The sequence below is a fragment of the Streptomyces sp. NBC_01197 genome (assembly GCF_036010505.1).
GTDB lineage: Bacteria > Actinomycetota > Actinomycetes > Streptomycetales > Streptomycetaceae > Streptomyces.
The window spans coordinates 258490-282303 of sequence record NZ_CP108569.1; the positions used below are offsets into that span (position 1 = coordinate 258490).

Consider the following 23814-nt stretch of genomic DNA (forward strand, 5'->3'; position numbering starts at 1 on the left):
CTTTCGGGGGTGGGCCGTTCGGGCCTCCGAGGTGGAGCGGCGGCGTTCCGGAACCCCGCTGGGGCAGCGCTGGGCGCGTCTTGACTTCCCATTGCCCGGCTCTCTACGGTCGGCGCCTGGAACCGGTCCGTACCGAGGAGCACGAATCCCATGGCCCCGCACTCTCCTCCGCCCGCCGACGGCGCTGCCCCGGCGGGACACGACGCGTTCCACCCCGACTTCACCGCCGGGGACGCGGACCGGGGTCCAGGACCACTGCGTGCCAGGCTGCACCACGTACGTGCCGGGTCACTCGACGAGGGCACCGCGCAGAGCGGCGGTATGCAGCGGTTCGCCGCGATCAGCGGGAAGACCGCCGGTTCGGAGCGCATCTGGATGGGCGAGACGCATGTCGCGCCGGAGACGGCGTCCTCCGATCACCACCACGGGGCGTCGGAGACGGCGATCCATGTCGTGTCGGGGCACCCGGAGTTCGTCTTCCTCGACGATGCCGGTGGTACGCCCGAGGAGGTGCGGATCCGGACCGCTCCGGGCGACTACGTCTTCGTCCCGCCCTATGTGCCGCACCGCGAGGAGAACCCGAGCCCCGACGAGACCGCTGTCGTCGTCATCGCCCGGAGCACGCAGGAGGCCGTGGTGGTGAACCTTCCCGGCCTGTACGTGCTGGGCGCGCCTCCTGCCTGAGGGCGGACCGGGGGCCGGTGTCATCGGCAGGGAGACAGCGAAGGCGATGGCCGGCGTCCGCCTGCTGGTGCACGGGGCGGGGAGCCGTGGCGGCCGCAGGCCCCAGCGGGTGAAGCCGTAGGGTCGGAGCTGTTGTTCCAGCACGGTATGGAGGGTCTGTTGCACGCTGTAGCCATGCCTCTGTTCGACCCCGGTGCGGGCCAGGGAGCACGTCAGTTCGCCGAACTCGGCCTGGCCCTTCTCCTGTCGACCCTCATCGGCGCCGAACGGGCCACCCGGCAGAAGAGCGCGGGACTGCGCACCCACACCCTGGTCGGCGTGGGCAGCGCCCTGTTCATGGAGGTGTCGCAGCACGGGTTCAACGCGGTCCTCGCACTGCACAACGTCTCCTTCGACCCGTCACGGGTCGCCGCCCAGGTCGTCTCCGGCATCGGCTTCATCGGCGGCGGGCTCATCTTCGTACGCCGGGACGCCGTACGCGGGCTGACTACCGCGGCCACGGTCTGGCTCACCTGTGCCATCGGCATGGCGTGCGGCGGCGGGCTGCCGCTCCTGGCCATCGGCGTGACCGCGGTCCACTTCCTGGTGGTCCACGGATACTCCTGGGTGACGCGGCGCATCCCCTCGATCGCGACCGCCGAGCAGACCCGGCTGCATCTCGCGTACACAATCGGCACGAGCGTGCTGACGAGGATTCTGGAGCGGGCGACCACCAAGGGGTTCCAGGTCGTTCAGGTGCGGGTGGACCGGGCGGACGGCAAGGCTCCCGAGGACACCGAACTCAGGCATGACGAGGCGGGGACGGCCTTCGTCCACATGGACATCGAGGGGACGGGCAGCGTCCATCAGCTGGTGGCCGAACTCTCCGAGTTCGAGGGTGTGCTGAGCGTCTCGTCCGTCAAGGGCGAACTCGCCGACTGATCAGTTCCGGGCGCGTCCTGCCCGGTCGGCTTCCGGCCGGCACACAGCGGCCCCGGGTGGTGAGGTCCGGACTCGCCGGACCTCACCGCCCGGGGCCGGAGCCGCCATGAGCAGCGAGCGAGATGTGCGGGGCGGGGTCAGGGCTGGGGCCGGTCGTTCTGGTCGCCGCCGAACCTGTTCTTGAGCTGGTCCTGGCCGGTGTCGACCTGACTCTTGTACTTGTCGCCGGTCTTCTTGTCGACGGCGTCTCCCGCCTTGTCGATCCCCTTCCCGGCCTGGCTTTCGTGGCCCTTCATCATCTGCTTCAGCTTGTCCATCATGGACATGAGTCGTCCTCCTCGCAGCGGTTCCCCCTCCACTCCAGGGTGTGCGCACTTGGCCAGGTCCGCATCCCGGCCGGGGTGTAGCGCCGGACCCACCGTCCGGCAGCCGGTTCAGGGGGTACGAGGTCCGGCCGGCCGCGCGGATTTCGCGGGGCCCCGGCGGACCCAGCCGGCCATGAGGACAGCGCTGACCGCGGCGAAGGCGCACCAGGTGGAGACGTATTCGAGCTTCCAGAGCAGGAAGCAGATCAGCGCCCCCGCGCCGACGACCGCGCCGAAGAGCCTCAGCAGCGGATCCGGGGTGAGCAGCAGGGATCCGACGGTGGCCAGCAGATATCCGGCGACGAGGAGCGCGGGAAGCGGCAGGTCGACCATGTATCCGACGGTGTGACCGCGGACTTCGGCGATGACCGGACGGTCGGCGATGCGGAGCGCGAGGACGGCAGCCGTGGCTGTCCCGGCCACAACGGGCAGCAGCAGGCGGCGGGGTGCCGGGCGCGGCGCGGCGAGCAGTACGCCGCAGGGTACCCAGAGGGCCAGCAGGGGCAGCGCGATGACGGCCCACGCCGTGGTGGCAGGGCCGGTGCCACCGCCGGAGTGCCAGACTTCCGCCTCGATGACCTGATGGATTCCGAGGAGCAGCGGCAGCGCGGCCAGCGGAAGGTCCCGGGCCCGGCGCAGCTGCGTCAGACAGGCCACGCCGACCGCCGCGATGCCGGAGCCGGCCACCAGATCGGCCGTCGCGCTCCAGCACATGGCGCCTCCTGGGCCAGGACCTTCGGATGAGCCAGAACCTTCGGAATCGGTTACGGGGGCCGGAGCCCGGCTGTCCGGCACTGTCGTTTGATCGCGGGGCAGCGCTCTCACGGGTCCGGGGCGCGTGATCCGGCCGACAGGGCGAGCGCCAGGGCTCCGGCGGCGCACAGCGGTGGCGGCAGCGCCGCCCAGGCCGGTGCCCAGGTCCGGAGTGCGGCGGCGCCCACCGCACCGGCCAGCAGTGCGGCGAGCCTGCTCCCGGCCGGGCGGCCGCCGGACGGATCGGTCAGCAGGGAGCTGAGGGTCCCGGTGAAGTACGTCGTCGGCGCGCCGGTGGGGCCCGCGGCGAACATCGCGGCCGTCTGGAGACCCATCGCCAGAGACAGAACGGCGATCAGCGCGGCGCGCCCGTCGCCGCCCGGGTGTCCCCCGACGGCCGCCCAGGCCACGCTCACGGCGGCGAGGAAGGCGACCTCGACCGCGAGGCAGACGAACACCCCTCGGCTCCAGGTGGCGCCCGATTCGGCTCCGGCGGGGGCCACGACCGTACGGGCAGCGCCGCGCGTACGGCAGAAGCGGCCCCCGACGACCACGGCCAGCGCGAATCCGGTGAGCGCGACCACCGGATACACCGCGTCGCCCGGCGAGCCGCTACCCAGACCGATGGCCATGAGGATCAGATTTCCGGTCATCACACCGGCGAACACATGGCCGAGGGCGATGAAGGCCAGCGCGTCCACGGCACCCGCCGCGGTCGCCAGCAGGGGCAGCACCGCGACATCGGACCACCTGGCGGCGCGTGTCTTCAGCAAGATCGACCTCCGGTCCCATGCTCGCCGCATTCACCGGCCCGCACAACGGCGCCCGGCGAGGCCGTCGGCGGGATGGAACGCCCGCGCCCCGGAGCACACCACCCGGATTCACTCGAATGGCGTAATGGGTCGCCATCTTCCCAAGCAGGGCGTCAGGGCGCGCCGAGCGCCATCCCCGGACTTTCCGACAGTCGGCCAGGTCCATTCGTGTTGCCGGGAGGCGGGAATGAGCTCCCGATGGAAGAACGCGTGCAATCCGCGGGCGGGGCCGTCCGAGCCTCTGCCGGACCACGTACAAGGGAGTGATCACAGATGGCAGCCGACTTCCGCAGCCCCGATGAGCTGACCGGTTTGATGGTCTACGACATCACCGGGGACAAGATCGGCGGCGTCGAGCAGGTCTACCTCGACGACCAGAGTGGCCGCCCCGAGTGGGCGACCGTGAAGACCGGCCTGTTCGGCACCAAGGAAACCTTCATCCCGCTCGAAGGTGCCCGGCGTGAGGAGAACGCCCTGCACATCCCCCACGCCAAGGAACTCGTCAAGGACGCCCCGCGACTGGACGCCGAGCAGCACCTCGATCTCGCCCAGGAGCAGGAGCTGTACCGGCACTACGGGCTCGCCCACCCGGGTCAGTCCTCCGCCCCGGAGGCCGCCGCAGCTGCCGGCGCCGCGGGAACGGCCGGCGCCGCGAACCGGAAGGCAGCAGGTCCGATGCACGGTGAAGCGGCGGACACCGCCGGCACCCGGTCCACGGCGAAAGCACCCGGCCCGACGACGGCCGGCATGGGCAGCCGTGACACGCGTGGCGGCATGGGCAGCGGTACCGACATGGGCGCCGGTGCGCGAGGTGTCCCCGCCGGAGTGGGCTCCCGCGCGGCCATGGACGAGAACGAGGAGCTCGTACGCTCCGAGGAGCAGCTGCGGGTCGGTACCGAGGAACATGTCTCGGGCCGTGCGCGGCTGCGCAAGGTGGTGGTCACCGAGAACGTGACGACCACCGTCCCGATCAGCCACGAAGAGGTCCACGTCGTACGGGAGCCGATCACGGAAGGCGACCGCACCACCGCGGACCGGGCCCGCATAGGCGAGGCGGAGTCCGAGGTGATCCTGCACGCCGAGCAGCCCGTGGTCAGCAAGGAGGCTGTGGCGGTCGAGCGGGTTCGGATGGAGACCGAGAGGGTCACCGAGCAGAAGGAAGTCTCCGCCGAGGTCCGCAAGGAGCAGATCCAGTACGACGACGGCCACACCACGAAGGAGCGTGGTGACACGGAGGGCACCGGCCACTGAAGCCGCGGGTCCGGCGCGTTCCGGACGCGGCTGGGGCGCGGTCGGCCCAGGACACGGCAAGAGGGTGGTGTGTCTCCACGGGGGAGACACACCACCCTCTGCCGTTGTCCTGGGAGCCTGGCGGGCGCCTACCCTGGGGCGCGCTCTGCCGCATACACATCTGCTCCGGGGCGGGTTCCGCCGCCGCGACGACCAATCCACCGGGCCGACAAAGAGGGAGCCTCTCCGACATGGTCCGTACCGCGCCCGCCCGCAGCCATCCGGACGTCCGTCCCCATGGCTGAGTTCCGCATCGAACGATGCAGCGCGCTGCCCCCGGAGGAAGCCTGGCGGCGCCTCACCCGGTGGGAGCTGCACGCCGCCCATGTGCCGCTGACCAGGATCACCGTTGTGACCCCGGGCCCGAACAGGGTGGGGACCAGGTTCGTGGCGCGTACGGGGGCCGGCCGCGCGGGGTTCGACGATCCCATGCAGGTCGTCCGCTGGGAGCCGCCGCGTCCCGGGCATCCGGGCTTCTGCGATCTGGAGAAGCAGGGCAGGGTGGTGCTGGGCCGGGCCTCGGTCGAAGTGCGTCCCGAGGGATGCGGCTGTCGTGTCGTGTGGCGCGAGGAGTTGCGGATCGCGAGGCTGCCGGGGGCGTTCGACGGACTCATCGCGCGGTCGGGACGGCTCCTCTTCGGCCGTGCGGTGGCCGGGCTGCTGCGGGACTGACCGCACACAGGACCCAGGCGCCGGGACGGCACACTGATTGCTCGCGGGGCACGCGCCGGTACGGGAAGCGCGACCGCACGGCCCCGTCGGGCACCACGCGTGCCCTGCGCGGCCGAACTGCCGGCGCAGGGCACGGTGGAACCGGTGCCGTCCCGCCGCGCCGGGCGCCGCAGGACTGTGGTCGTGTCAGGAGCCGGCGTCCACGAGTTCCGCGAACCGGACGTCCTCGGTGCGCCCCTGCGGCAGCCCGGACGGCTCCGCGACGACGAGGCTGCGGGCCGCCGTCGAGACGGCGGGAAGGGGATTACGGGGCTCAAGCGGGCTGCCGGTGACGGCCTGCGCGCGGATCGTGAACCAGACGACTTTGCCGTCATCGGTGGCATGCGTGCCCCAGCTGTCACTGAGGGTGGACACCATCGGCAGGCCACGGCCGTGGGTGACCAGCGGGCTGGCACAGCGCAGCTGCGGAAGTCGCGTGCTGGCGTCCAGCACGGCAGCGGTCAGGCTGCGGCCGGTCCAGCGTAGTTCCAGGGTGCAGCGCTTGTCCTCGCCCGCGTGCAGATGGACGTTGGTGAGCAGTTCACACACACCCAGACTGACCGGCTGGATCAGCTCTTCGAGCTGCCAGTGGCGAAGATGCGCCGCGACGATACGCCGGACCTGCGGCACTCTGTCGGGTGTTGCTTCCAGGTCCAGTACGTACTCGCGGGATGCTTCAGTGATCACGACTGCGTCTCCTCATCAGGGTGGGCGGCGGTGTACCGGCCACACCTCGTCTGACATGACAGCCCCGAGGACACCGAAAGTAATCGGATGGACACACTCTGACTCCCACCAGGGTCACCCCATCCGGGTGAATCCGCAACGCGCAGGAGTGGCACCAGCCTGACCTGCCCTTTTTACGGCCCTGTCCGGAGGCCCTCGCACGGAGGGGCCGATACCGGCAGTCGTGGCACACGCACGGGCGGGTGGCCGCACAGCTGCGACCACCCGCCCGGACAGCTCAGGAGCGGCTCAGGAACGGCTCAGAAATGCCTCCGGAACGGCTCAGGAACGGTGGAGAACAGTCGAGAACGGCTCAGAGCCGGCTCGGTATCGGCTCAGGAGAGCGTCAGCTCCGGCTTGTAGAGGTCGAGCCAGAGGGCCAGGTCGAGCGTGCGCTCAAGGCCACGCCGGGACGCCTGGGTGATCTGCGGGACGTCCCGCTGGGCAGCGCGGCGCACCCGGTCCGCATCGACCAGGTCGAAGATCGGGTGAGAGGGCTTGGACAGCAGGTCCTTGGCGTGCTCCTGGAGGGCGATGGCGTACTTCGGGTCCTGGGTCGAGGGGTACGGGCTCTTCACCCGGTCGTAGACGGACTTCGGCAGCACGTCCGCCGTCGCCTCCCGCAGCAGGCTCTTCTCCCTGCCGTCGAAGGACTTCAGGGACCAGGGCGTGTTGTACACGTACTCGACCAGCCGGTGGTCGCAGAACGGCACCCGGACCTCCAGGCCGACCGCCATGCTCGCCCGGTCCTTCCGGTCGAGCAGCACCCGCACGAACCGGGTGAGGTGGAGGTGGCAGATCTTGCGCATCCGGTACTCGAAGTCGCTTTCACCGGTGAGACGTTCGATGCCGGCGACCGCTCCGGCGTAGCTGTCCCGGATGTAACCGGGCAGGTCCAGTTTGGCGGTCAGGTCCGAGCGCATGACGTCGGAGTCGTCCCCGAAGTGCTCCGAGAAGCGCACCAGCCAGGGGAACATGTCGGCATTCCTGGCGCCCTCGTCGAAGAACTGGAGGTATCCGCCGAAGACTTCGTCGGCCGACTCCCCCGAGAGAGCGACCGTGGACTGCTCCCGGATGGACTTGAAGAGCAGGAACAGTGATGCGTCCATGTCGCCGAAGCCCATAGGCATGTCACGGGCGGTGATCATCCGGGCGCGTACGTCGGGGTCGGCCAGGGCGTTCGAGTCGAGAACGATGTCGCGGTGGTCGGTGCCGGATGCCTGGGCGACGTCGTGGACGAACGGGGTATCGGGCGTGCCGCGCAGTTCATCGGCGACGAAGTTCTCGGCCTGCCCGACGAAGTCGACGGCGAAGCTGCGGACCGTCTCGCCGGTCTCCGCGAGCTGGCGGGCGGCTATCGCGGTCATCGCGGAGGAGTCGAGGCCTCCGGACAGGAGCGTGCAGCGGGGCACGTCGGAGACGAGCTGCCTGCGGACGATGTCGTCGAGGAGCGTACGCACATGCGCGATCGAGGTGTCCTGGTCGTCGGTGTGCGGCCGGGTCTCCAGGGCCCAGTAGACGTGCCGGCGCAGTCCGCCGTGGTCGACGGTCACGACCGTGCCGGGCTCGACCTCGTGCATACCCTCCCAGAACCCGTGACCGGGCGTCTTGACCATCGCGAAGAGTTCGCGCATCCCGCCGAGTCCGACTTTCGCGCGGGCCAGCGGGTTCGCGAGTATTGCCTTGGGCTCGGAGCCGAAGAGCACACCGTCCGGCGTCGGGTAGTAGTAGAAGGGCTTGATACCCATCCGGTCACGGATCATCACGAGCTTCTGGTGGCGGCTGTCCCAGATGGCAAAGGCGTACATGCCGTTGAGCCGCTCGGCCACCCCTTCACCCCACTCCAGATAGCCGTGCAGCACGACCTCCGTGTCGGATTCGGTGACGAAGCGGTGTCCGCGGCCGGTCAGTTCACGGCGGAGCTCGGTGAAGTTGTATGCCTCGCCCGAGTAGACGATGCCCACTTCGCCCCGGTCGGTCTCGACGGTCATCGGCTGACGCCCGCCGGGAAGGTCGATGATGGCCAGTCGGCGGTGCCCCAGACCCGCGGGGCCGCTGACCCAGGTGCCACGGTCGTCCGGACCACGGCAGGCCATCGTCTCGGTCATTGCATCCAACGTCTCGGACTCGGCCCGCAGATCACGGTCGAAAGAGACCCAGCCGGTGATCCCACACATGTGATTCCTCCTGCTTCCGACCACGGCCGGAGCCTCGGGCCCGCGTTGACCAGCGGATATACGGGCGAACGGGCTGCCGGACCGGATCAGTTGTAATCAGCACCTATATGACGAGCGTGAGTCACGCGACTGGATGCAGTCAACGCACGGTTAACGCAAGTGCCGTCCTCTACCCAGGCATTTCGGCCGTTCGCGGTTCGCGGGTACTGGGTGCCCGGCGGGCAGAAGCCCTGCCGCGCCCGCCTCCTGGCCCTGGTTCCGACAGCAGAACGACAAGATCAAGCCACAGGCAAAGACTTCATCAATCCCGGCTGCTGTCTCGTTCCAGCACCGATCCGGGCGCCGGCCGCCCGGTCGACACCCCACGCAGGGAGTCCGTACTGCCCGTCGTGTCGGGCTTGTTCTTGGGCGAGGTGCAGCGCCTGCCGGGTCGGAGCGAGACGCCCTCGCCAAGCCGGGCCAGGCCAGGCCAGACCAGTGGCGGGCCCGGCCAGACCCCCGTCCAGCGGGACAGGCGGGGCTGCGGAAGCTACAGGCTGCGGGGCTTCGAGGGCTACGGGGCCCTGCGGTCGGGTCGGTGCTCCTCGGGCTGGGTGGTTCCTGTGGTTCTACGACTGATGCGCAGGGCCAGGGGTGCGGATCTCCAGCTGTTCCAGGCGCTGTTGCAGCAACTGGAGCGCTCCGCGCTGGCGCCCGGGGACCCGGCGGCGCAGCCCGACCAGATCCGGGGCGAGAGTACGGACACGCGCCGGGTCCGGTATCTGCTCCCACTCGTGGTGCGCCCGGTCCACCGCCGCCTCGACCTCGGCGTCGTCGACGGCCTGGCCGCTCTGCAGACGGGCGCCCGCGGCCATCAGCCACAGTTCGCAGCTGCGCCCCGCGTCACCGGCGAGATGGGCGAGGTCGGCCCGCACCTCAAGCCAGTGCAGGGCCTGCGCCGAACCCGGCCCGTAGGCGCGCAGCGCCTCGCTCTCCCAGGCGGCGGCCGCGGCGGCGGCTTCTGTGTGGCGTCCGGCCCGCGCCGCCGAGAGGATCGCGGGGTGCGGATCGGGGGCGGGGTCCGGCGCGGAGGCCCGGACCACCGCCGCGGAGGAGGCCGGAGCGGGAGCGGAGGCCGGTGCCGCTCCGGGGGCGGTGGTACGGCTGGGCCGGTAGGGGGCCGGGGTGGTGTCCGGGCAGGCCTGCTGCGGGACGTGGGCCCGTTCGTGCTGCGATACGAGGCCGGAGACCGCTGCCGCCGGAACGCCTTCGCCGCCGCCGAACAGCAGGGCTCCTTCGGATCCGCCCTGGTCCGCGGCCAGTTCGTGGAGCTGGTCCATCGGCGGTCTCGCTCCGGTGCGCCAGATCTCGGCCATTGCCTTCAGATAGCTGGGCCCGAGCGTGGTGCGGCGCCCGGGAGGCGACGCGACCCGCCCGTACAGCCGGACGCCGGGCCCGAGGCCGAAGCCCCCGCGCGCGAGCTGCTCCCAGGTGTCGGAGTCGGCCACCAGGTCGACCACCACGGTCGTCGCGCCGGGCGGCCGTACGGCGAGTTCGGTCGCGAGCCAGTGCCAGGGCAGGCCGCTGTAGCGCACGGTGATCGCCGTGGTGCGGGCGAGGGCGAGGTGCACCTGCCGCTGCTTGCGGTCGAGTTGCAACTGGCCCGCGATGTACAGATGGAGCGGCCCGGGAGCAGCCGCGACGGCACGCAGCCGTGTCAGAACCGTCTGCGGATCCATGGGGTCCGCGAGTTCCACCACGGTCGCGACCGCGGTGCCGGTGAGTGCGCTCGGGGGCACCGCCGCGAGCGTCGCGAGCACGGAGGTCGCGTCGGTCAGACGGCCCTTGCCCGCCGGTGCGGCCGCGAGCAGGAGCGCGGTCCCCGGTGTCATATCGTCCCCATTGATCACACCAGAACCGTATCCGGTAGGAGGTGTGATCAGTACCGCAGCCGGTGGCTTCGTTCGGGGCCGGGGCCACGGCCCCCTCAGGCGGCCGGACTTCACGGTGTCCGCCCCCCGCGCGCCGGAGTACGCACGGGAGCGACCGCACGGCGGGCGCCTCCTTTCGTCCTGCCCGGTGGTACCCCCGCGTGCCACCGCCTCAGTCAGCCAGGGCGGACAGGCAGCCGCAGAGTTCGCGCCGGTGGCCAGACCGCTTGCCGGCCCGGGTCCCGATCACTCCCGTCCCCTGCCGGCCGTGATGGCCGCCAGCACTTGCGCGACGTAGGACTCGGTGGCCGACTTGCTGATGCCGAGGCTTGACAGCGCCCCCGCGCCGTCCTCGAACTCCAGTAGTGCGAGCAGGATGTGCTCGGTTCCGATGTAGTTGTGGCCGAGCCGCAGGGCCTCCCGGAAGGTCAGCTCAAGCACCTTGCGCGCGGCGGCGTCGTACGGGATCAGCTCGGGCACCGTCTCCGCCTCGGACGGCAGTGCGGCGGTGACCGCCTCGCGCACGGCGTCCAGTTGGGCGCCCTGCGAGATGAGCGACTGCGCGGCGAGTGCGTCGGGCTCGGCCAGGAGCCCGAGGGTCAGATGCCCGACTCCGATCTCGGCGTTGCCTGCCGCGCGGGCCTCGTCCTGCGAAGCCATCACGACGTTCTTCGCGCGCGGCGTGAAGCGGGCGAACCCCTGGCTGGGGTCGAGGGTCAGGGCTTCGCCGGCCCCCTTGGGGACGAAGCGCTTCTGTGCGGCCTGCCGGGTAACACCCATGCTCTTGCCGATGTCCGTCCAGGACGCGCCCGATCGCCGCGCCTGGTCCACGAAGTGGCCGATCAGATGGTCGGCCACCTCGCCCAGGTGGTCGGCGGCGATGACCGCGTCGGTCAGCTGTTCCAGAGTGTCGGAGTGGACTTTTTTGATGGCTTCGATCAGGTCGTCGAGCCGGACCGGATGAGCCGGAGGCACTGGATTCACCATGTGACAACCGTAGGTTGACAGCAAGGCGGCTGTCAACCTTGGGTTGTCAGGGTAGGGAGGGGCCGCCATTTCCTCCGGAGGCCCCGCCCGGCTCCCGGCTGCGCCACTTCGCCAGCAACGCCCTCGCCCGCCCGCCGCCTTGCGGTCGGGCCGCCATTACGGCGGGGTGGCCCTCACCCGGCCGTGGAGCACCCAGGCTCGCGCGGGCCTCCTCCAGGGCCAGAATCAGACTCGTCCGGCACCAGAGGATCTCGTCGGGATCGTCCGGCGACAGCAGACGCTCCGCCACCTCCCGCGCCGCCGGCGAGTCCGGGCGCACAGCCACCGGTTCCGGCCGGAGCCTGTTCAGATACGCGCGCTCGTACGGATCATCGACCACCTCCGCGAGCTGCACCGGATCGAGCGCACCTGCCAGCACGGCCGCGCGGGCCCAGGCGCCGTCCGCTCGCCGCAGCAACAGCGCCTGCCGACGGCCCCGCCAGTTCCGCGCGCGCCAGTCCTCCCCCGCCGCCAGCCTGCAGCGCAGCTCTTCCGGGGCCCGGCCCCTGAGCAGCGCGGGCTGGTTCACCGCGAACTCCTCGACCTCTGCGGCGAGATACATCCAGACGACGGCTCGGTAGCGGTTCAGGCGGAAAGAGACAGGCGTGAAGCAGCCGGCGCGCGCCAGCCTGGTGAACCGGCCCGGACTGACGCCGATGAGCTCGGCCGCCGCGCCCGTCCCGACCGTCCTCACCCGCTCCCGCAGAGTGCCCGGAAACCCTTCCGTCGCCCTGAGCCGGTCGGTCTCCTCCGGTGCGACCCGGCGCCGCGCGCCCCCCGCGTCCACCGTCACCCTGATGTGGCCGAGCTGGACAGCCAGCTCGAACTCGCCTCGCTTCAGGCCCAGTTCCTGCGCAGCCCGACCGGGAGTCAGCGCCTTCGCGGCCCTCCCGGTCGTGACGGTCGTGCTGCCGCGGTCCGCTTCGGTTACCGCCATGATGCCCTCCCCCGTGAGGTACGAATACTCTCTGTGATCAGAGTAGCCGGGAGAGACCCCGCGCCCGACCGGCCTGTGGATAACTCGGCAAGCCGGGCGGACTTCGCAGGTCAACGTGGTGTCACCAGGTTGCGGACGAAGTGTCGTCGGGCTGCCTGGCGGCGACCGCGAGGTGCTCGCCGACCCTGTTGACGAGCAGGGTCATCTCGTACGCGATCTGTCCGATATCGGCCTCGGCCATGCTCAGGACGGCGAGGCAGCTGCCGTCACCCGCCGCGGTGACGAAGAGGACCCCCTCGTCGAACTCGACCATCGTCTGACGGACACCGCCCGACTGGAAGTGCAGTCCTGACCCTTTGGCGAGGCTGTGCAGACCGGACGCAACCGCGGCCAGATGCTCCGCGTCCTCCCGCGCCAGTTCCTTGCTCGCCCCGGTGACCAGCCCGTCATTGGACAGCACCAACGCGTATCGGACGTGCTCGACCCGGTTCGTCAGGTCGTCCAGCAGCCAGTCGAGCCCCTTGCTCAGCGCCATGTCCCGGCCCTCCCCCTTGATTCCCGTTTCCCCGGTCCCCCGAACTCCGGCCAGCCTTCACCACAGCCGCGCTCCGGGCAAGGAGACGCGTTCGGGGCGCGTTCGGTTCGCGACGCGGCCGTCCACGGCCGATGATGCTGTCATGGCACAGCAGATGACCGAGGAACAGTGGCGGGCATTCGTCTCGCACTCCACGCGCACCGCCAAGCTCTCGACCGTACGCGCCGACGGGAGCCCGCACATCGCCCCGGTCTGGTTCGTCCTGGACGGGCCGGACCTCGTGTTCAACACAGGCCGGGGCACCGTCAAGGGCCGCAATCTGGCCCGGGACGGACGCGTGGCCCTGTGCGTGGACGACGACCGCCCGCCGTTCTCGTTCGTCGTGCTCCAGGGGCACGCGACGCTGAGTGAGAATCTGGCCGAAGTGTCGCACTGGGCCGGCCGGATCGGCGCCCGGTACATGGGCGAGGGACGCGCGGCGGAATTCGCCGAACGCAACGGCGTGCCGGGTGAACTACTCGTCCGGGTGCGGATCGAGAAGGTACTCGCCCAGGCCGCCGTGGCCGATTAGTATCGCCCGTCTCAGTGCGTGGCAGCCTGCCGCGCGCGCCGCTCATGCTTCTCGTGACGGGCGCGCCAGTACGGGTTGTCGTGCGGAAGGCCGCCGGAGACCCGGCCGTACATCCCGAATGTCATCAGCAGAATCCCGACCACAAAGCTGAACAGGACGTTCTGAAGGTGGAAGGCCAGGAAGTTGGAGCTCGTACCGATCAGAGCCAGGTTGACGAACCCGCTGAGGATGAAGGCCACGCCGATGACCATGTTGAGCATCGACGAGATATTCCCGCCGATGACGGAGCCGGCCATCAGGATCAGGCCGATCACGATCGACAGAACGCTCAGTGCGCCGTTGGTGTTCAGCCCGGCGACCATGTCTCCACCGGTACTGAAGAACCCGATCTCGTCGATCACGCCGAGTATCCCGAAAGCCAGCAGGACAAGGCCCATCAGACCGGCCCCGAACCGGTAGACCCGGCTCAGTCTGTGGTCGACCGGCAGATGTTCGTTCAGGACGAAGCGGGTCCGGGGGGCGCGCGCGGTATGGCTCGTACCCATCTCTGATCCTCCTCCGCTTCAGAGGCATCCCACCCCGGTCAGCCGCTCAGGCCGGTCAGCCGTTCATTCACGCGCTGGGTCGATATGCCCCATTTGCTGCTCTTTATGGTATGCGATGCCGCGCAACATGGTGAACGGGAGCGGTGGCCGACCCGGCACCCTGCCGTTCCGGCCCCGCGCGGGCAGCCGAACCCCGTGCAGGTATCCAGGCGGAGGAATCCGGGAGACGCCGCCGGGGGATCATCTCCTCATGACCGATGACCACACACATGTGCAGGAGTTCTTCGGCGCCCGGGCGGCCGACTGGGACACCCGGTTCCCGGACGACGGACCCGCCTACGCCGCCGCCGTCGCGGAAATAGGACTGCGGTCCGGTGACGCCGTTCTGGACGCGGGCTGCGGTACCGGGAGAGCGCTGCCCGCGCTGCGCGAGGCGGTGGGGACGGCGGGTTACGTCATCGGGGTCGATCTGACGCCCGAGATGCTGACAGCGGCCGTGCGTGCGGGGCGGCACCGCGACGCCCAACTGCTGCTCGCGGACGTCGCGCGGCTGCCGGTCCTCGCGGAGTCGCTGGACGCCGTGTTCGCCGCAGGGCTGATCGCACATCTTCCCCGACCCGAGGAAGGGGCACGGGAGTTGGCCCGCACCGTCAAACCCGGCGGCCTGCTGGCGTTGTTCCATCCGATCGGGCGGGCGGCGCTGGCGGCCCGGCAGGGGCGCCGGCTCACCGATGACGATCTGCGCGAGGAGGGTCGGCTGCGCACACTGCTCGCCGCCTCGGGGTGGCGAATGACCTCGTACGCCGATGAGCCCGGCCGGTTTCTCGCGCTGGCTGTGCGCGACGACCAACGAATCCAGCACCGCGGCAGGCCACGCCTGCCCGTAACGGCACCAGGGCCGGGTGCACCCGCGGGCGGCACAAGATCCGGCCGGAAAGACCCACCGGGCGACCCGTCCAGCACACCCCGGGGGGCCGCCCCTCCACCGATGGAGCGCTGACCCTCCATAAGCGGAGTGAATTCCTCCGATCTACTACTCGACGCTGGCGTTACTGACTGGTTAGGGTGCGCCGACGACTGATCAACAGGAGGCTCCAGTGACGGGGACGGACGATGCCGGCGACGACTCGCTGTATGTCCTGACTGCGGTATTGCTGACCCCAGCACAGTTCCCCAGTGTGCTCGGCGACGACTTCCCTTCGGCGTGCCACTCGCTCGGGCTCGATCCGCGTCCCGACGGATACGGCATGGTCCTGGGGCAGGACGGCGCGGGCGCGCGGTGGACCGTGGTGATCGACGATGTGTCGCTGGTCGCTGTGGCCATCGCGTCCTGGGACTGCGGTATGGAGTACGACCTGTCGCCGGACGAGCGGTCGATCGTCGCCTCGCTCCCGGGATGGCCGCTCGACGTCGCGGTCGCCGCGCCGGGGATACCCGCGCCGCACGACCCCGAGGGGCTGCCCGACGGCGGTCCCGAACCGCTCGCTCCCCCTGCTGCGGACAGCTGGGGACCGGCGCAGCGGCGGCTGGGCGCCGACGAGATCGCGCTGCAGTGGGCGCAGTGGCGGGAGCAGATCGGCGACGACGAGACCTTCGTACCCGTCGACTCCCGGGAATCCGGAGAACCAGGAGGATCTGGAGAACCGGGAGAATCAGCAGATCGGGCAGACCGGGGAGAAGAGGCCCCGGGGGCCGGAAAAACCTCGGAGCCCGGGGAGAAGCAGGCCGGTCCGGCCCGTCGCGTCATCGACGAACTGCACGCCTATCTCGACACCCCTCCACCGCTCGGGCGCATCCGGTCGGCCTTCGCACCGGGCGGCGCCCGTACGCTGCGCGCGGACGGGCCCGGCTGGTCACTGGTCGCCAGGACCGACGACATGGCCTTCGTACTCCTCGACGACCAGCCGGGCGATGTGGTGCCGATCGGCCGGGGCCCCGCTCTGCCGGAGCTGCTCGAAAACCTGGAGAAGCTGGCGGTACGCCCGGCCTGACCGGGAACGCAGAAACTCTCCCCGCCTACGCCGCAAGCAGCGCCGCGTACGGTTCCCGGTGAAGATGCGGTGCGCGTCCCCACCGGGAACCGGGAGTCAGCGGCCTATCTCCTTACGGGTGATCCTGCGCAGCCTCCTGCGCTGACTGGGGTCGAGCAGCAGATACGCCACGACGGGCACTCCGACCAGCACCAGCAGCCCCGGAAGGAATCCGATCAGCATCATCAGGATGATGCCGGCGACCACACCGCCGACGGCGATCATTGCGGGTTTGGACATCAACGCCTCCTCAGCGGCTGATGCCGCTCTCTGCCTGTGGAACGCACGGGCGGTCCCCACTGTTCCGCTCCGGTGCCGCTACGACGCGCGCAGCGGCTCTCCGACCTCGTGCATGTGGGTCAGCGCCTGCCGGTAGGAGTCGATCAGGGACGTCTGGGCATAGGGCATTCCCAGCGACCGGCAGTGCGCGCTCACCAGGGACTGGGCGAGCCGCAGATGGGGCCTGGGCATGCTCGGGAAGAGATGGTGCTCGATCTGGTAGTTCAGGCCACCGAGGAACCAGTCGGTGAGCACCCCTCCGCGTACGTTGCGCGAGGTCAGCACCTGGCGCTGCAGATGCCCCCAGCGCTCGCCGTCGGAGTCGGGCATCTCCATGCCCTTGTGGTTCGGGGCGAAGGTCATCCCGAGGTGCAGTCCGAACAGCGCGTGGTGCACCAGGGCGAAGGCGAGGGCCTTTCCCGGGGACATGACCGTGAGCAGGAGCGCGGCGTATCCGGCGAGGTGCACCAGGAGCAGCAGGCCCTCGACGGTCCGTTCGCGGCCCGGCTGACGACAGCCGTCGTGCTTCTCCCTGGACAGCACCGTCTGGAAGCCGTAGACCTTCAGCGCGACGCCTTCGAGCAGCAGCAGGGGGAAGAAGAGCCGTGCCTGGTTCCGGGTGAGCCAGCGGGCGAGTCCCTCGCGCTCCGCCGCCTGCTTCTGCGTCCAGACCATGACGCCGACTCCCACGTCGGGGTCCTTGTCGACGTGGTTGGGGTTGGCGTGGTGACGGTTGTGCTTCTCGTTCCACCAGCCGTAACTCATGCCGAGCAGCAGATTGCTGTGGAAGAAGCCGATGGCCCGGCTCGCCCCGCGGTCACCGGATATCTGCGCGTGCCCGGCGTCGTGTCCGAAGAAGGCGGTGCGCGACCAGAGGACGGCCAGCGGAAGGGCCAGCAGGAGGGTCCACCAGGAGTCACCCACCAGGAACATGCCGGCGATCGTCGCAGCGAGGGCCAGCAGGTTGGCGCTCATGCTGAGGATGTACCAGCCGGTGCGCCGCTCCAGAAGCCCATGTGCCTTCACCGCCCTCAGGAGGGGGGCGAAGTCGCTGCCCGTCTTCTGCTCGGGTTCCACGAGCAGCGAGGCGGTCTGTGGCATGTCGGTCTCCGGTCTGTTGGCCCATGCTCTGACCTCATGAAACGTAAGGTCTCGGGACTGCGGGGACCATGGCACCACCACCCCGCCGGGGCAGGGGACAACCCCCGGCCGGGACAGGGGGGTCACCCCCTGCTGAGCAGGTGGTGCTACCTCCACCCTGCGCCGGACGAAACCGCGTCGCAGGGTGACGGCGTCACCGGCGGCCCTCGGTATGAGGTACCCTCGGCGATCCCGACCCACAGTAGTCAAATTTGAGGAATGCGCTATCGCTGTGCAAGGACTCCCCACGGCAACGCTCTCCGAGATCGCCCAACTCTCCCGCTGCTCCGCGGTCTTCCTGCCTGCGGACCCGGCACGTACCGGAAGGGTCGCCTTCTGGCACCCCGATGGCAACGAGCCGCCCACGAGCCCCGGCCCCATGGAGGAGCTGCTCGTCGTCGGCGGCGACGCACGCCCGTACTCCGTACCGGCGTGTGTGCTGACGGTACAGGAAGCCCTGCCCGTTCTCACCCGTGGCCGTGGCGGTGCGCACGCGTCAGCAGCTGTCGCTTTCTGGGGGTCGGCCGCTCTGCTCGCTCTCCAACTCGCCGCCCGCGGGCGGCTGCTGCCGGGTCTCAGCGCCGACGGCTACGAGGCATGGCGGGCGGGACCGCTCGACGCCGCCGATCTGGCATGCGTACGGGAACTCGCCGCGGCCATGCCGCCGACCGCGCACGCGGTGCCGCTGGACCCGGCTGCGGACCCCGTACTGCTTCCCGCACCCCAGGAGTTGGTGCGCGACTTCCTCGACGCCGTGGCGGACGGCCTGCCGCGGGCGCCCGCCGCGTCATTCGCGGCGGGGAGCCCCGCGTTCGCCGCCGCCGAACCGCGGAAGCTGCCCGGCCAGCAGGCCTGGGCCGCCGATGTCGCGGCCGGTCAGGACGCCGGTGTCCGCATCTCCTTGCGGGTGGAGGTGACAGGGCTGTCCGGCGCGGACATGGGGACCGGCGACGGGCCGGTCTTCCGGGCGGTCCTGCAGATGCACGGCGTCAGCGACCCCTCCCTGACGGCCGACGCCTCGGACGTCTGGTCGGGCTCGGCAACGGGTTTCGGGCCGCGGGCCCGGATGGACGCCCTGCTCGCCCTGCGCCGGGCCGCCCGCGCCTGGGCGCCGCTCGCACCGCTCCTTTCAGCCGCTGTGCCCGACGCGGTCGAACTCGCCGACGAGGAGGTCGCCGAACTGCTCGGCGAAGCGGCGCGGGCGCTCGCCGCCGGAGGGGTACGGGTGCACTGGCCCCGGGAGTTCTCCCGCACGCTGACCGCGCAGGCCGTCATCGGCACGGAGGACGAGACCCCTGACGCCGGAACTGACGCGGGAACCGATTTCGGAACCGATGCCGCATCCGAAGGCGCAGCCGATGCCGCCGCAGGTTACGCACGCCCGGCGGAGAGACCCGCCACCGACCTGCCGTCCGTGCTCTCCGCCGACACCCTGCTCGCCTTCAACTGGCGCTTCACGCTGGGCGATCAGCAGCTGAGCCACGCCGAACTCGACCAGCTCGCCGAGGCGAGCCGACCCGCCGTGCGGCTGCGCGACCGGTGGGTGCTGATCGACCCGGAGGAGATGCGGCGCGCCCGTCACACCCGCGACACCCGGGGCCGGGCCATCGCTCCGATCGAGGCGCTGGGGGCGGCGCTCACCGGCACGACGGAGGTGGACGGGCGGCAGATGGCAGTCACCGCGACGGGCCCGCTGGCGCGGTTGCGCGACCATCTCGGCGACCCGGAGGGCACCGGGCAGCAGACGATCGGGCCGCCGGCCGCACTCGAAGCGACCCTGCGCGACTACCAGTTGCGCGGCCTGAACTGGCTGCACCGGATGACCTCGCTCGGTCTCGGCGGCTGCCTCGCCGATGACATGGGCCTCGGCAAGACCATCACCCTGATCGCTCTGCATCTGCACCGGCAGAGCGACAAGGACTCGGCGGGCCCCACCCTGGTGGTCTGCCCGGCTTCCCTGATGGGCAACTGGCAGCGGGAGATCGAGAAGTTCGCGCCAGGCACTCCGGTACGCCGCTTCCACGGTGCGGCGCGGCGCCTGGAGGGCCTGGCCGACGGCGAGTTCGTCCTCACCACCTACGGCACCATGCGGCTGGACGCCGAGCGGCTGGCCGGGGCGCCGTGGGGGCTCGTCGTCGCCGACGAGGCGCAGCATGTGAAGAATCCGTACTCCGCGACGGCCCGCCGACTGCGGACCATCGGCACCCGCGCCCGCGTGGCGCTCACCGGCACCCCGGTGGAGAACAACCTGTCCGAGCTGTGGGCGATCCTCGACTGGACCACGCCCGGCCTGCTGGGCAGGCTGGGCGGTTTCCGTACGCGTTACGCCCAGGCCATCGAGGGCGGAAAGGACCCGGCCGCGGCGGAACGGCTCTCCCGGCTGGTCGCGCCGTTCCTGCTGCGCAGGCGCAAGTCCGATCCGGGCATCGCGCCCGAGCTGCCGCCGAAGACGGAGACCGACCGCGCGGTGGCGCTCACCAGGGAGCAGACCGGTCTGTACGAGGCCGTGGTCCGGGAGACGCTCGCGGACATCTCCACCGCGGACGGCTTCGCCCGCCGCGGTCTCGTGGTGAAGCTGCTGACCGCGCTGAAGCAGATCTGCAACCACCCCGCGCAGTACCTCAAGGAGGACGAGCCCCTCATCGAGGGGCGCTCGGGCAAGGTGGAGCTGCTCGACGAGCTGCTCGACACGATCCTCGCCGAAGGCGCGAGTGTGCTCGTCTTCACCCAGTACGTGCGGATGGCCCGGCTCATCGAACAGCATCTGGCAGCCCGCGGGGTACCCACCCTCCTGTTGCACGGCGGGACGCCGGTCGCCCGCCGCCAGGACATGGTGGACCGCTTCCAGGACGGCCAGGTGCCGGTGTTCCTGCTGTCGTTGAAGGCCGCGGGCACCGGTCTCAACCTCACCCGGGCCGGCCATGTGGTGCACTTCGACCGCTGGTGGAACCCGGCCGTCGAGGCCCAGGCCACCGACCGCGCGTACCGCATCGGGCAGACCCAGCCGGTCCAGGTGCACCGGCTGATCGCCGAGGGGACCATCGAGGACCGGATCGCCGCCATGCTCGACCGCAAACGCGAACTGGCCAACGCGGTGCTCGGGGCCGGCGAGGCCGCGCTGACCGGGCTGACCGACGCCGAACTGGCTGATCTGGTGGAACTGCGAGGGAGTGCACGATGAGCGGTACGGACGCACCGGAGCGCACCTTCGCCGCGCTCGCACCGGCCCAGGGCCGCGCTTTCGCGGGGACCTGGTGGGGCCTGGCCTGGCTGAAAGCCCTTGAGGACACGGCCCTTGACCGGCAGCAGCTGAAGAAGGGCCGCAGATACGCCCGCGCGGGCGCTGTCGGCGCGGTGTCCGTACGGCCGGGGCGGATCACCGCGGTCGTACAGGACCCGGACTCCACGCGGTACCGCAGCGACGTGCTGCTGCAGCAACTGAGCGACCAGGAGTGGGACCGGTTCCTCGACATGGCGGTCGAGAGCGCGGGGCACATCGCGGCGCTGCTGGACCGCGAGATGCCGCCGCACCTGGTGGAGGACGCGGCCGCTGCCGGGGTGGACCTGCTGCCGGGGCTCGGGGATCTGGAGCCGGAGTGCTCCTGCGACGCGTGGGACCACTGCCCGCACACGGCCGCGCTCTGCTACCAGGTGGCGCGCCTCCTCGACGAGGATCCGTTCGTGCTGCTGCTGATGCGCGGGCGGGCTGAGCGGGGACTGCTGGACGAACTGCAGCGGCGCACCGCGGGGCGGGCGGCAGGACCGGAGAGCGCCCGGGCGTGCGAGGGGCACCGTGAGCCCGGGGGCGTACGGGCCGATGAGGCGTTCGCCGCTGGGGACACGCTGCCGCCGCTGCCCGCGCCGCCGCCGGTCCCGGACGGGCCGGGCCGGCCGCCGTCCCTCGACACGGAGACGGGTCCGGCGCCGGGTCTGGACCCGGGCGCGCTTGAGTTCCTCGCGGCGGACGCGGCATGCAGGGCGGCGCTCCTGCTGGCCGAAGCGCTCGCTCCGGACCATGAACACCGGCCACTGGCCGTGGAGTTGACGGCGGAACAGGACGCCGTACGGCTGGCCGCGAAAGCCACGGAGACGCGCATATCGGCCCGCCTCGCCGAGAGTTCGGGCCGCGAGCGCGCCGAGCTGGCCCTCGCCGTCCGGGCCTGGCACTGCGGCGGCGCGGCGGCGCTGTCCGTGCTGGAGGAGCAGTGGACGCCCGGCGCCGAGGAACTGGCGCGGGCATGCGCACAGCTCGACCAGGCGTGGGAGCAGGGAGCCTGTCCACGGTTCGGCCTGGCCGGGAGCCGCTGGACCGTGGTGGGGGCCGACGCCCAGCTGCGCTACGGGCAGGACGGCCGCTGGTGGCCCTACCGCAAGGAGCTGGGCCGCTGGACTCCTGCCGGACCCGCCGATCCCGACCCGGCGGCCGCGCTGGCCATGGCGACCGACGACGAGTGACAGAGCGGCAGTTGACCAGCGGTGGGAAAGGGCGCGGGCGCACGCCGGAGGGCGGTACGGGGCCGGCCTGCGGGGAACTGGCCGCCGGGCACCGGCGCACCCGGACATGATCCATGAGCGCCGCGAACACGGGTCCGCGCACCCGCCCGCCCGGGCGATTGAACGACCCGCCTGGCCTGCGGCAATGTAGTCCGGGCCGGTTCAGGGGAGTGGATTGCGGCTGCGCTCCCCTGTTCCGGACCAGTCCACAGATCCTGACCGGGCCTCAGTCCATGAAGTTCCACAGCTCTTGAAGGGCCCGCGCCCACTCACCGCCGCCCCCGGAGACGACCACGGCGCCTCCCGTTCCAGCGGGAAGGTCCCGGAACCACCCCCTGCACCGCTCCGCCGCCGACCTATTTCGTCATGAGGTTTAACAAATTAGTATCCAGGGCGCCGCCGGAAAGCCACGGCGCCCGGCCCCTCAGAGCGGAGCAGATCGATGACAGCACCCGAAGGCCCCCTGGTCATCGGCGTGGACTCCTCCACCCAGTCGACCAAGGCACTGGTCGTCGACTCCGCGACCGGCGAGGTCGTCGCGCACGGCCAGGCCCCGCACACCGTCACCGGCAGCGACGGCGCCCGCGAGAGCGATCCCGAGCAGTGGTGGACGGCGCTCACCGACGCGCTCCGCCAGTGCGGACCCGCGGCAGCCCGGGCGGCCGCCATCTCGGTCGGCGGACAGCAGCACGGTCTGGTGACCCTGGACGCGGCCGGACGGCCGGTGCGCCCGGCGATGCTGTGGAACGACGTCCGCTCCGCGCGCCAGAGCGAGCGCCTCATCGGGCAGTTGGGCGCGAGCACCTGGGCCGACCGCACCGGGAGCCTGCCGGGGCCCGCCATGACCGTCACCAAGTGGGCCTGGCTGCTGGAGAACGAACCGGACGCGACCCGTGCCACCGCGGCGGTCCGGCTGCCGCACGACTACCTCACGGAACGGCTCACCGGCCGGGGCACGACCGACCGGGGCGACGCCTCTGGCACCGGCTGGTGGGCCACCAGTACCGAGGCGTACGACGAGGAGATCCTGCTGCTCGCGGGCCTCTCCCCCGACCTGCTGCCCGAGGTCACAGGTCCGTCGGAAGCAGCGGGCACCGTGCGCGCACTGCCCGGTCTGCCGCTTGCCCCGGGCACCGTGGTGGCGCCGGGCACCGGTGACAACGCCGCCGCCGCGCTCGGCCTCGGGCTGCGCCCGGGCCGGCCCGTCCTCAGCCTCGGCACCTCGGGCACGGTGTACGCGGTGTCGCGGCAGCGGCCCGTCGACCCCTCCGGTACTGTCTCCGGTTTCGCCGACGCGCGGGGCGACTGGCTGCCGCTCGCCTGCACCCTCAACTGCACCCTGGCGGTCGACCGGATCGCCGCGCTGCTCCAGCTCGACCGGGAGGCCGTCGAGGCGGGTGGCGGTTCCGTGGTGCTGCCCTTCCTCGGCGGCGAACGCACCCCCCATCTACCCCACGCCGCAGGCCTGTTGTACGGGCTGCGCCACGACACGACAGGGGGGCAGCTGCTCCAGGCCGCCTACGACGGCGCGGTCTACGCGCTGCTCGCCGCCCTGGACCGGGTCCTGGACAAGGACGCGGATCCCGGCGCGCCGCTGCTGCTGATCGGCGGCGGGGCCCAGGGGACCGCCTGGCGGGAGACCGTACGGCGGCTGTCGGGGCGGCCCGTCCAGGTGCCCGTGGCGAAGGAGCTGGTGGCACTGGGCGCGGCAGCCCAGGCAGCGGGGCTGCTGCTCGGCGAGGACGCCACCGAGGTCGCACGGCGGTGGGACACCGCGCGGGGCCCCCAGTACGCGCCGCTCGCCGTGGACGAACCGGCTCTGCACCGGATCGGGGCCACGCTCTCGGACGCGGGCGCGCTGCTGTGCGGGACGGAGCAACGCGAGTGACGCCGCCGCGCAGCGGCCGA

General features: G+C 71.1%; 21 protein-coding genes and 1 pseudogene. 10 read left to right on the forward strand and 12 right to left on the reverse strand.

The features are described 5' to 3' along the window. Positions 1-150: 150 nt before the first annotated feature. Together OG452_RS01225 and OG452_RS01230 are read left to right on the forward strand one after the other, a co-directional pair. Positions 151-684, forward strand: a complete 534-nt coding sequence (locus OG452_RS01225) for a cupin domain-containing protein (RefSeq protein WP_327293706.1) — start codon at positions 151-153, stop codon at positions 682-684. 159 nt (positions 685-843) lie between these two features. After that, entirely contained in the window at positions 844-1605 is a 762-nt protein-coding gene (locus tag OG452_RS01230) for an MgtC/SapB family protein (RefSeq protein WP_327293707.1), read from the forward strand. A gap of 137 nt (positions 1606-1742) precedes the next feature. On the opposite strand, the gene OG452_RS01235 is transcribed toward OG452_RS01230, so the two are convergent. The 3 genes from OG452_RS01235 to OG452_RS01245 all read right to left on the reverse strand — a co-directional run bounded on the left by OG452_RS01235 (position 1743) and on the right by OG452_RS01245 (position 3496). Next, a complete protein-coding gene (locus OG452_RS01235; protein WP_327293708.1) occupies positions 1743-1931 on the reverse strand; it encodes an antitoxin in 189 nt (62 codons plus the stop codon). A 108-nt stretch (positions 1932-2039) separates the two neighbouring features. Beyond that, positions 2040-2684, reverse strand: a complete 645-nt coding sequence (locus OG452_RS01240; protein WP_327293709.1) for a DUF6629 family protein — start codon at positions 2682-2684, stop codon at positions 2040-2042. A 107-nt stretch (positions 2685-2791) separates the two neighbouring features. Then, positions 2792-3496 (reverse strand): YoaK family protein, encoded by a 705-nt coding sequence (locus tag OG452_RS01245; protein WP_327293710.1) that lies wholly within the window; start codon positions 3494-3496, stop codon positions 2792-2794. 312 nt (positions 3497-3808) lie between these two features. Here OG452_RS01245 and OG452_RS01250 point away from each other — a divergent pair, with 312 nt between their 5' ends. After that, entirely contained in the window at positions 3809-4786 is a 978-nt protein-coding gene (locus tag OG452_RS01250; RefSeq protein ID WP_327293711.1) for a PRC and DUF2382 domain-containing protein, read from the forward strand. Between the two features lie 276 nt (positions 4787-5062). Beyond that, the gene (locus OG452_RS01255; protein ID WP_327293712.1) at positions 5063-5497 is read left to right on the forward strand and encodes an SRPBCC family protein; all 435 of its coding nucleotides are present in this window, start codon (positions 5063-5065) and stop codon (positions 5495-5497) included. 186 nt (positions 5498-5683) lie between these two features. Here the strand turns inward: OG452_RS01255 and OG452_RS01260 are convergent, their stop codons facing one another. The 6 genes from OG452_RS01260 to OG452_RS01285 all read right to left on the reverse strand — a co-directional run bounded on the left by OG452_RS01260 (position 5684) and on the right by OG452_RS01285 (position 12847). Then, positions 5684-6223, reverse strand: a complete 540-nt coding sequence (locus OG452_RS01260) for an ATP-binding protein (protein ID WP_327293713.1) — start codon at positions 6221-6223, stop codon at positions 5684-5686. 374 nt (positions 6224-6597) lie between these two features. Next, positions 6598-8439 carry an asparagine synthase (glutamine-hydrolyzing) gene (gene asnB, locus OG452_RS01265; protein WP_327293714.1) on the reverse strand — a complete coding sequence of 614 codons (1842 nt, stop codon included), beginning with the start codon at positions 8437-8439 and terminating at the stop codon, positions 6598-6600. 608 nt (positions 8440-9047) lie between these two features. Next, the gene (locus OG452_RS01270; protein ID WP_405564978.1) at positions 9048-10328 is read right to left on the reverse strand and encodes a hypothetical protein; all 1281 of its coding nucleotides are present in this window, start codon (positions 10326-10328) and stop codon (positions 9048-9050) included. 267 nt (positions 10329-10595) lie between these two features. Beyond that, positions 10596-11336 (reverse strand): Clp protease N-terminal domain-containing protein, encoded by a 741-nt coding sequence (locus OG452_RS01275; protein WP_327293715.1) that lies wholly within the window; start codon positions 11334-11336, stop codon positions 10596-10598. A 46-nt stretch (positions 11337-11382) separates the two neighbouring features. Then, on the reverse strand, positions 11383-12312 hold the full coding sequence (locus tag OG452_RS01280; RefSeq protein ID WP_327293716.1) for a DUF6397 family protein: 930 nt from the start codon (positions 12310-12312) through the stop codon (positions 11383-11385). A gap of 121 nt (positions 12313-12433) precedes the next feature. Continuing rightward, entirely contained in the window at positions 12434-12847 is a 414-nt protein-coding gene (locus OG452_RS01285) for a roadblock/LC7 domain-containing protein (RefSeq protein ID WP_327293717.1), read from the reverse strand. 142 nt (positions 12848-12989) lie between these two features. Here OG452_RS01285 and OG452_RS01290 point away from each other — a divergent pair, with 142 nt between their 5' ends. Next, on the forward strand, positions 12990-13418 hold the full coding sequence (locus OG452_RS01290; RefSeq protein ID WP_327293718.1) for a PPOX class F420-dependent oxidoreductase: 429 nt from the start codon (positions 12990-12992) through the stop codon (positions 13416-13418). Between the two features lie 11 nt (positions 13419-13429). On the opposite strand, the gene OG452_RS01295 is transcribed toward OG452_RS01290, so the two are convergent. Further along, positions 13430-13963 carry a DUF4383 domain-containing protein gene (locus OG452_RS01295; RefSeq protein ID WP_327293719.1) on the reverse strand — a complete coding sequence of 178 codons (534 nt, stop codon included), beginning with the start codon at positions 13961-13963 and terminating at the stop codon, positions 13430-13432. Between the two features lie 250 nt (positions 13964-14213). Between OG452_RS01295 and OG452_RS01300 the strand changes: the two are divergent. Both OG452_RS01300 and OG452_RS01305 read left to right on the forward strand, forming a co-directional pair. Beyond that, positions 14214-14807 (forward strand): annotated as a pseudogene (locus tag OG452_RS01300) (class I SAM-dependent methyltransferase); the annotation flags it as partial. Between the two features lie 253 nt (positions 14808-15060). Beyond that, positions 15061-15954: a hypothetical protein gene (locus OG452_RS01305; RefSeq protein ID WP_327293721.1), complete on the forward strand. Its 894-nt coding sequence runs from the start codon at positions 15061-15063 to the stop codon at positions 15952-15954. A 96-nt stretch (positions 15955-16050) separates the two neighbouring features. On the opposite strand, the gene OG452_RS01310 is transcribed toward OG452_RS01305, so the two are convergent. Together OG452_RS01310 and OG452_RS01315 are read right to left on the reverse strand one after the other, a co-directional pair. Next, positions 16051-16233: a hypothetical protein gene (locus OG452_RS01310; protein WP_266861614.1), complete on the reverse strand. Its 183-nt coding sequence runs from the start codon at positions 16231-16233 to the stop codon at positions 16051-16053. Between the two features lie 78 nt (positions 16234-16311). Then, the gene (locus tag OG452_RS01315) at positions 16312-17373 is read right to left on the reverse strand and encodes a fatty acid desaturase family protein (RefSeq protein ID WP_327293722.1); all 1062 of its coding nucleotides are present in this window, start codon (positions 17371-17373) and stop codon (positions 16312-16314) included. A gap of 211 nt (positions 17374-17584) precedes the next feature. Between OG452_RS01315 and OG452_RS01320 the strand changes: the two genes are divergently transcribed. The 3 genes from OG452_RS01320 (at position 17585) to xylB (ending at position 23794) form a co-directional block, all read left to right on the forward strand. Beyond that, positions 17585-20593 carry a DEAD/DEAH box helicase gene (locus OG452_RS01320; protein ID WP_442809938.1) on the forward strand — a complete coding sequence of 1003 codons (3009 nt, stop codon included), beginning with the start codon at positions 17585-17587 and terminating at the stop codon, positions 20591-20593. Further along, positions 20590-21867 carry an SWIM zinc finger family protein gene (locus tag OG452_RS01325; RefSeq protein ID WP_327293724.1) on the forward strand — a complete coding sequence of 426 codons (1278 nt, stop codon included), beginning with the start codon at positions 20590-20592 and terminating at the stop codon, positions 21865-21867. The genes OG452_RS01320 and OG452_RS01325 overlap by 4 nt, the downstream gene beginning before the upstream one ends. Positions 21868-22348: 481 nt before the next feature. Further along, the gene (gene xylB / locus OG452_RS01330) at positions 22349-23794 is read left to right on the forward strand and encodes a xylulokinase (protein WP_327293725.1); all 1446 of its coding nucleotides are present in this window, start codon (positions 22349-22351) and stop codon (positions 23792-23794) included. Positions 23795-23814 lie beyond the last annotated feature (20 nt).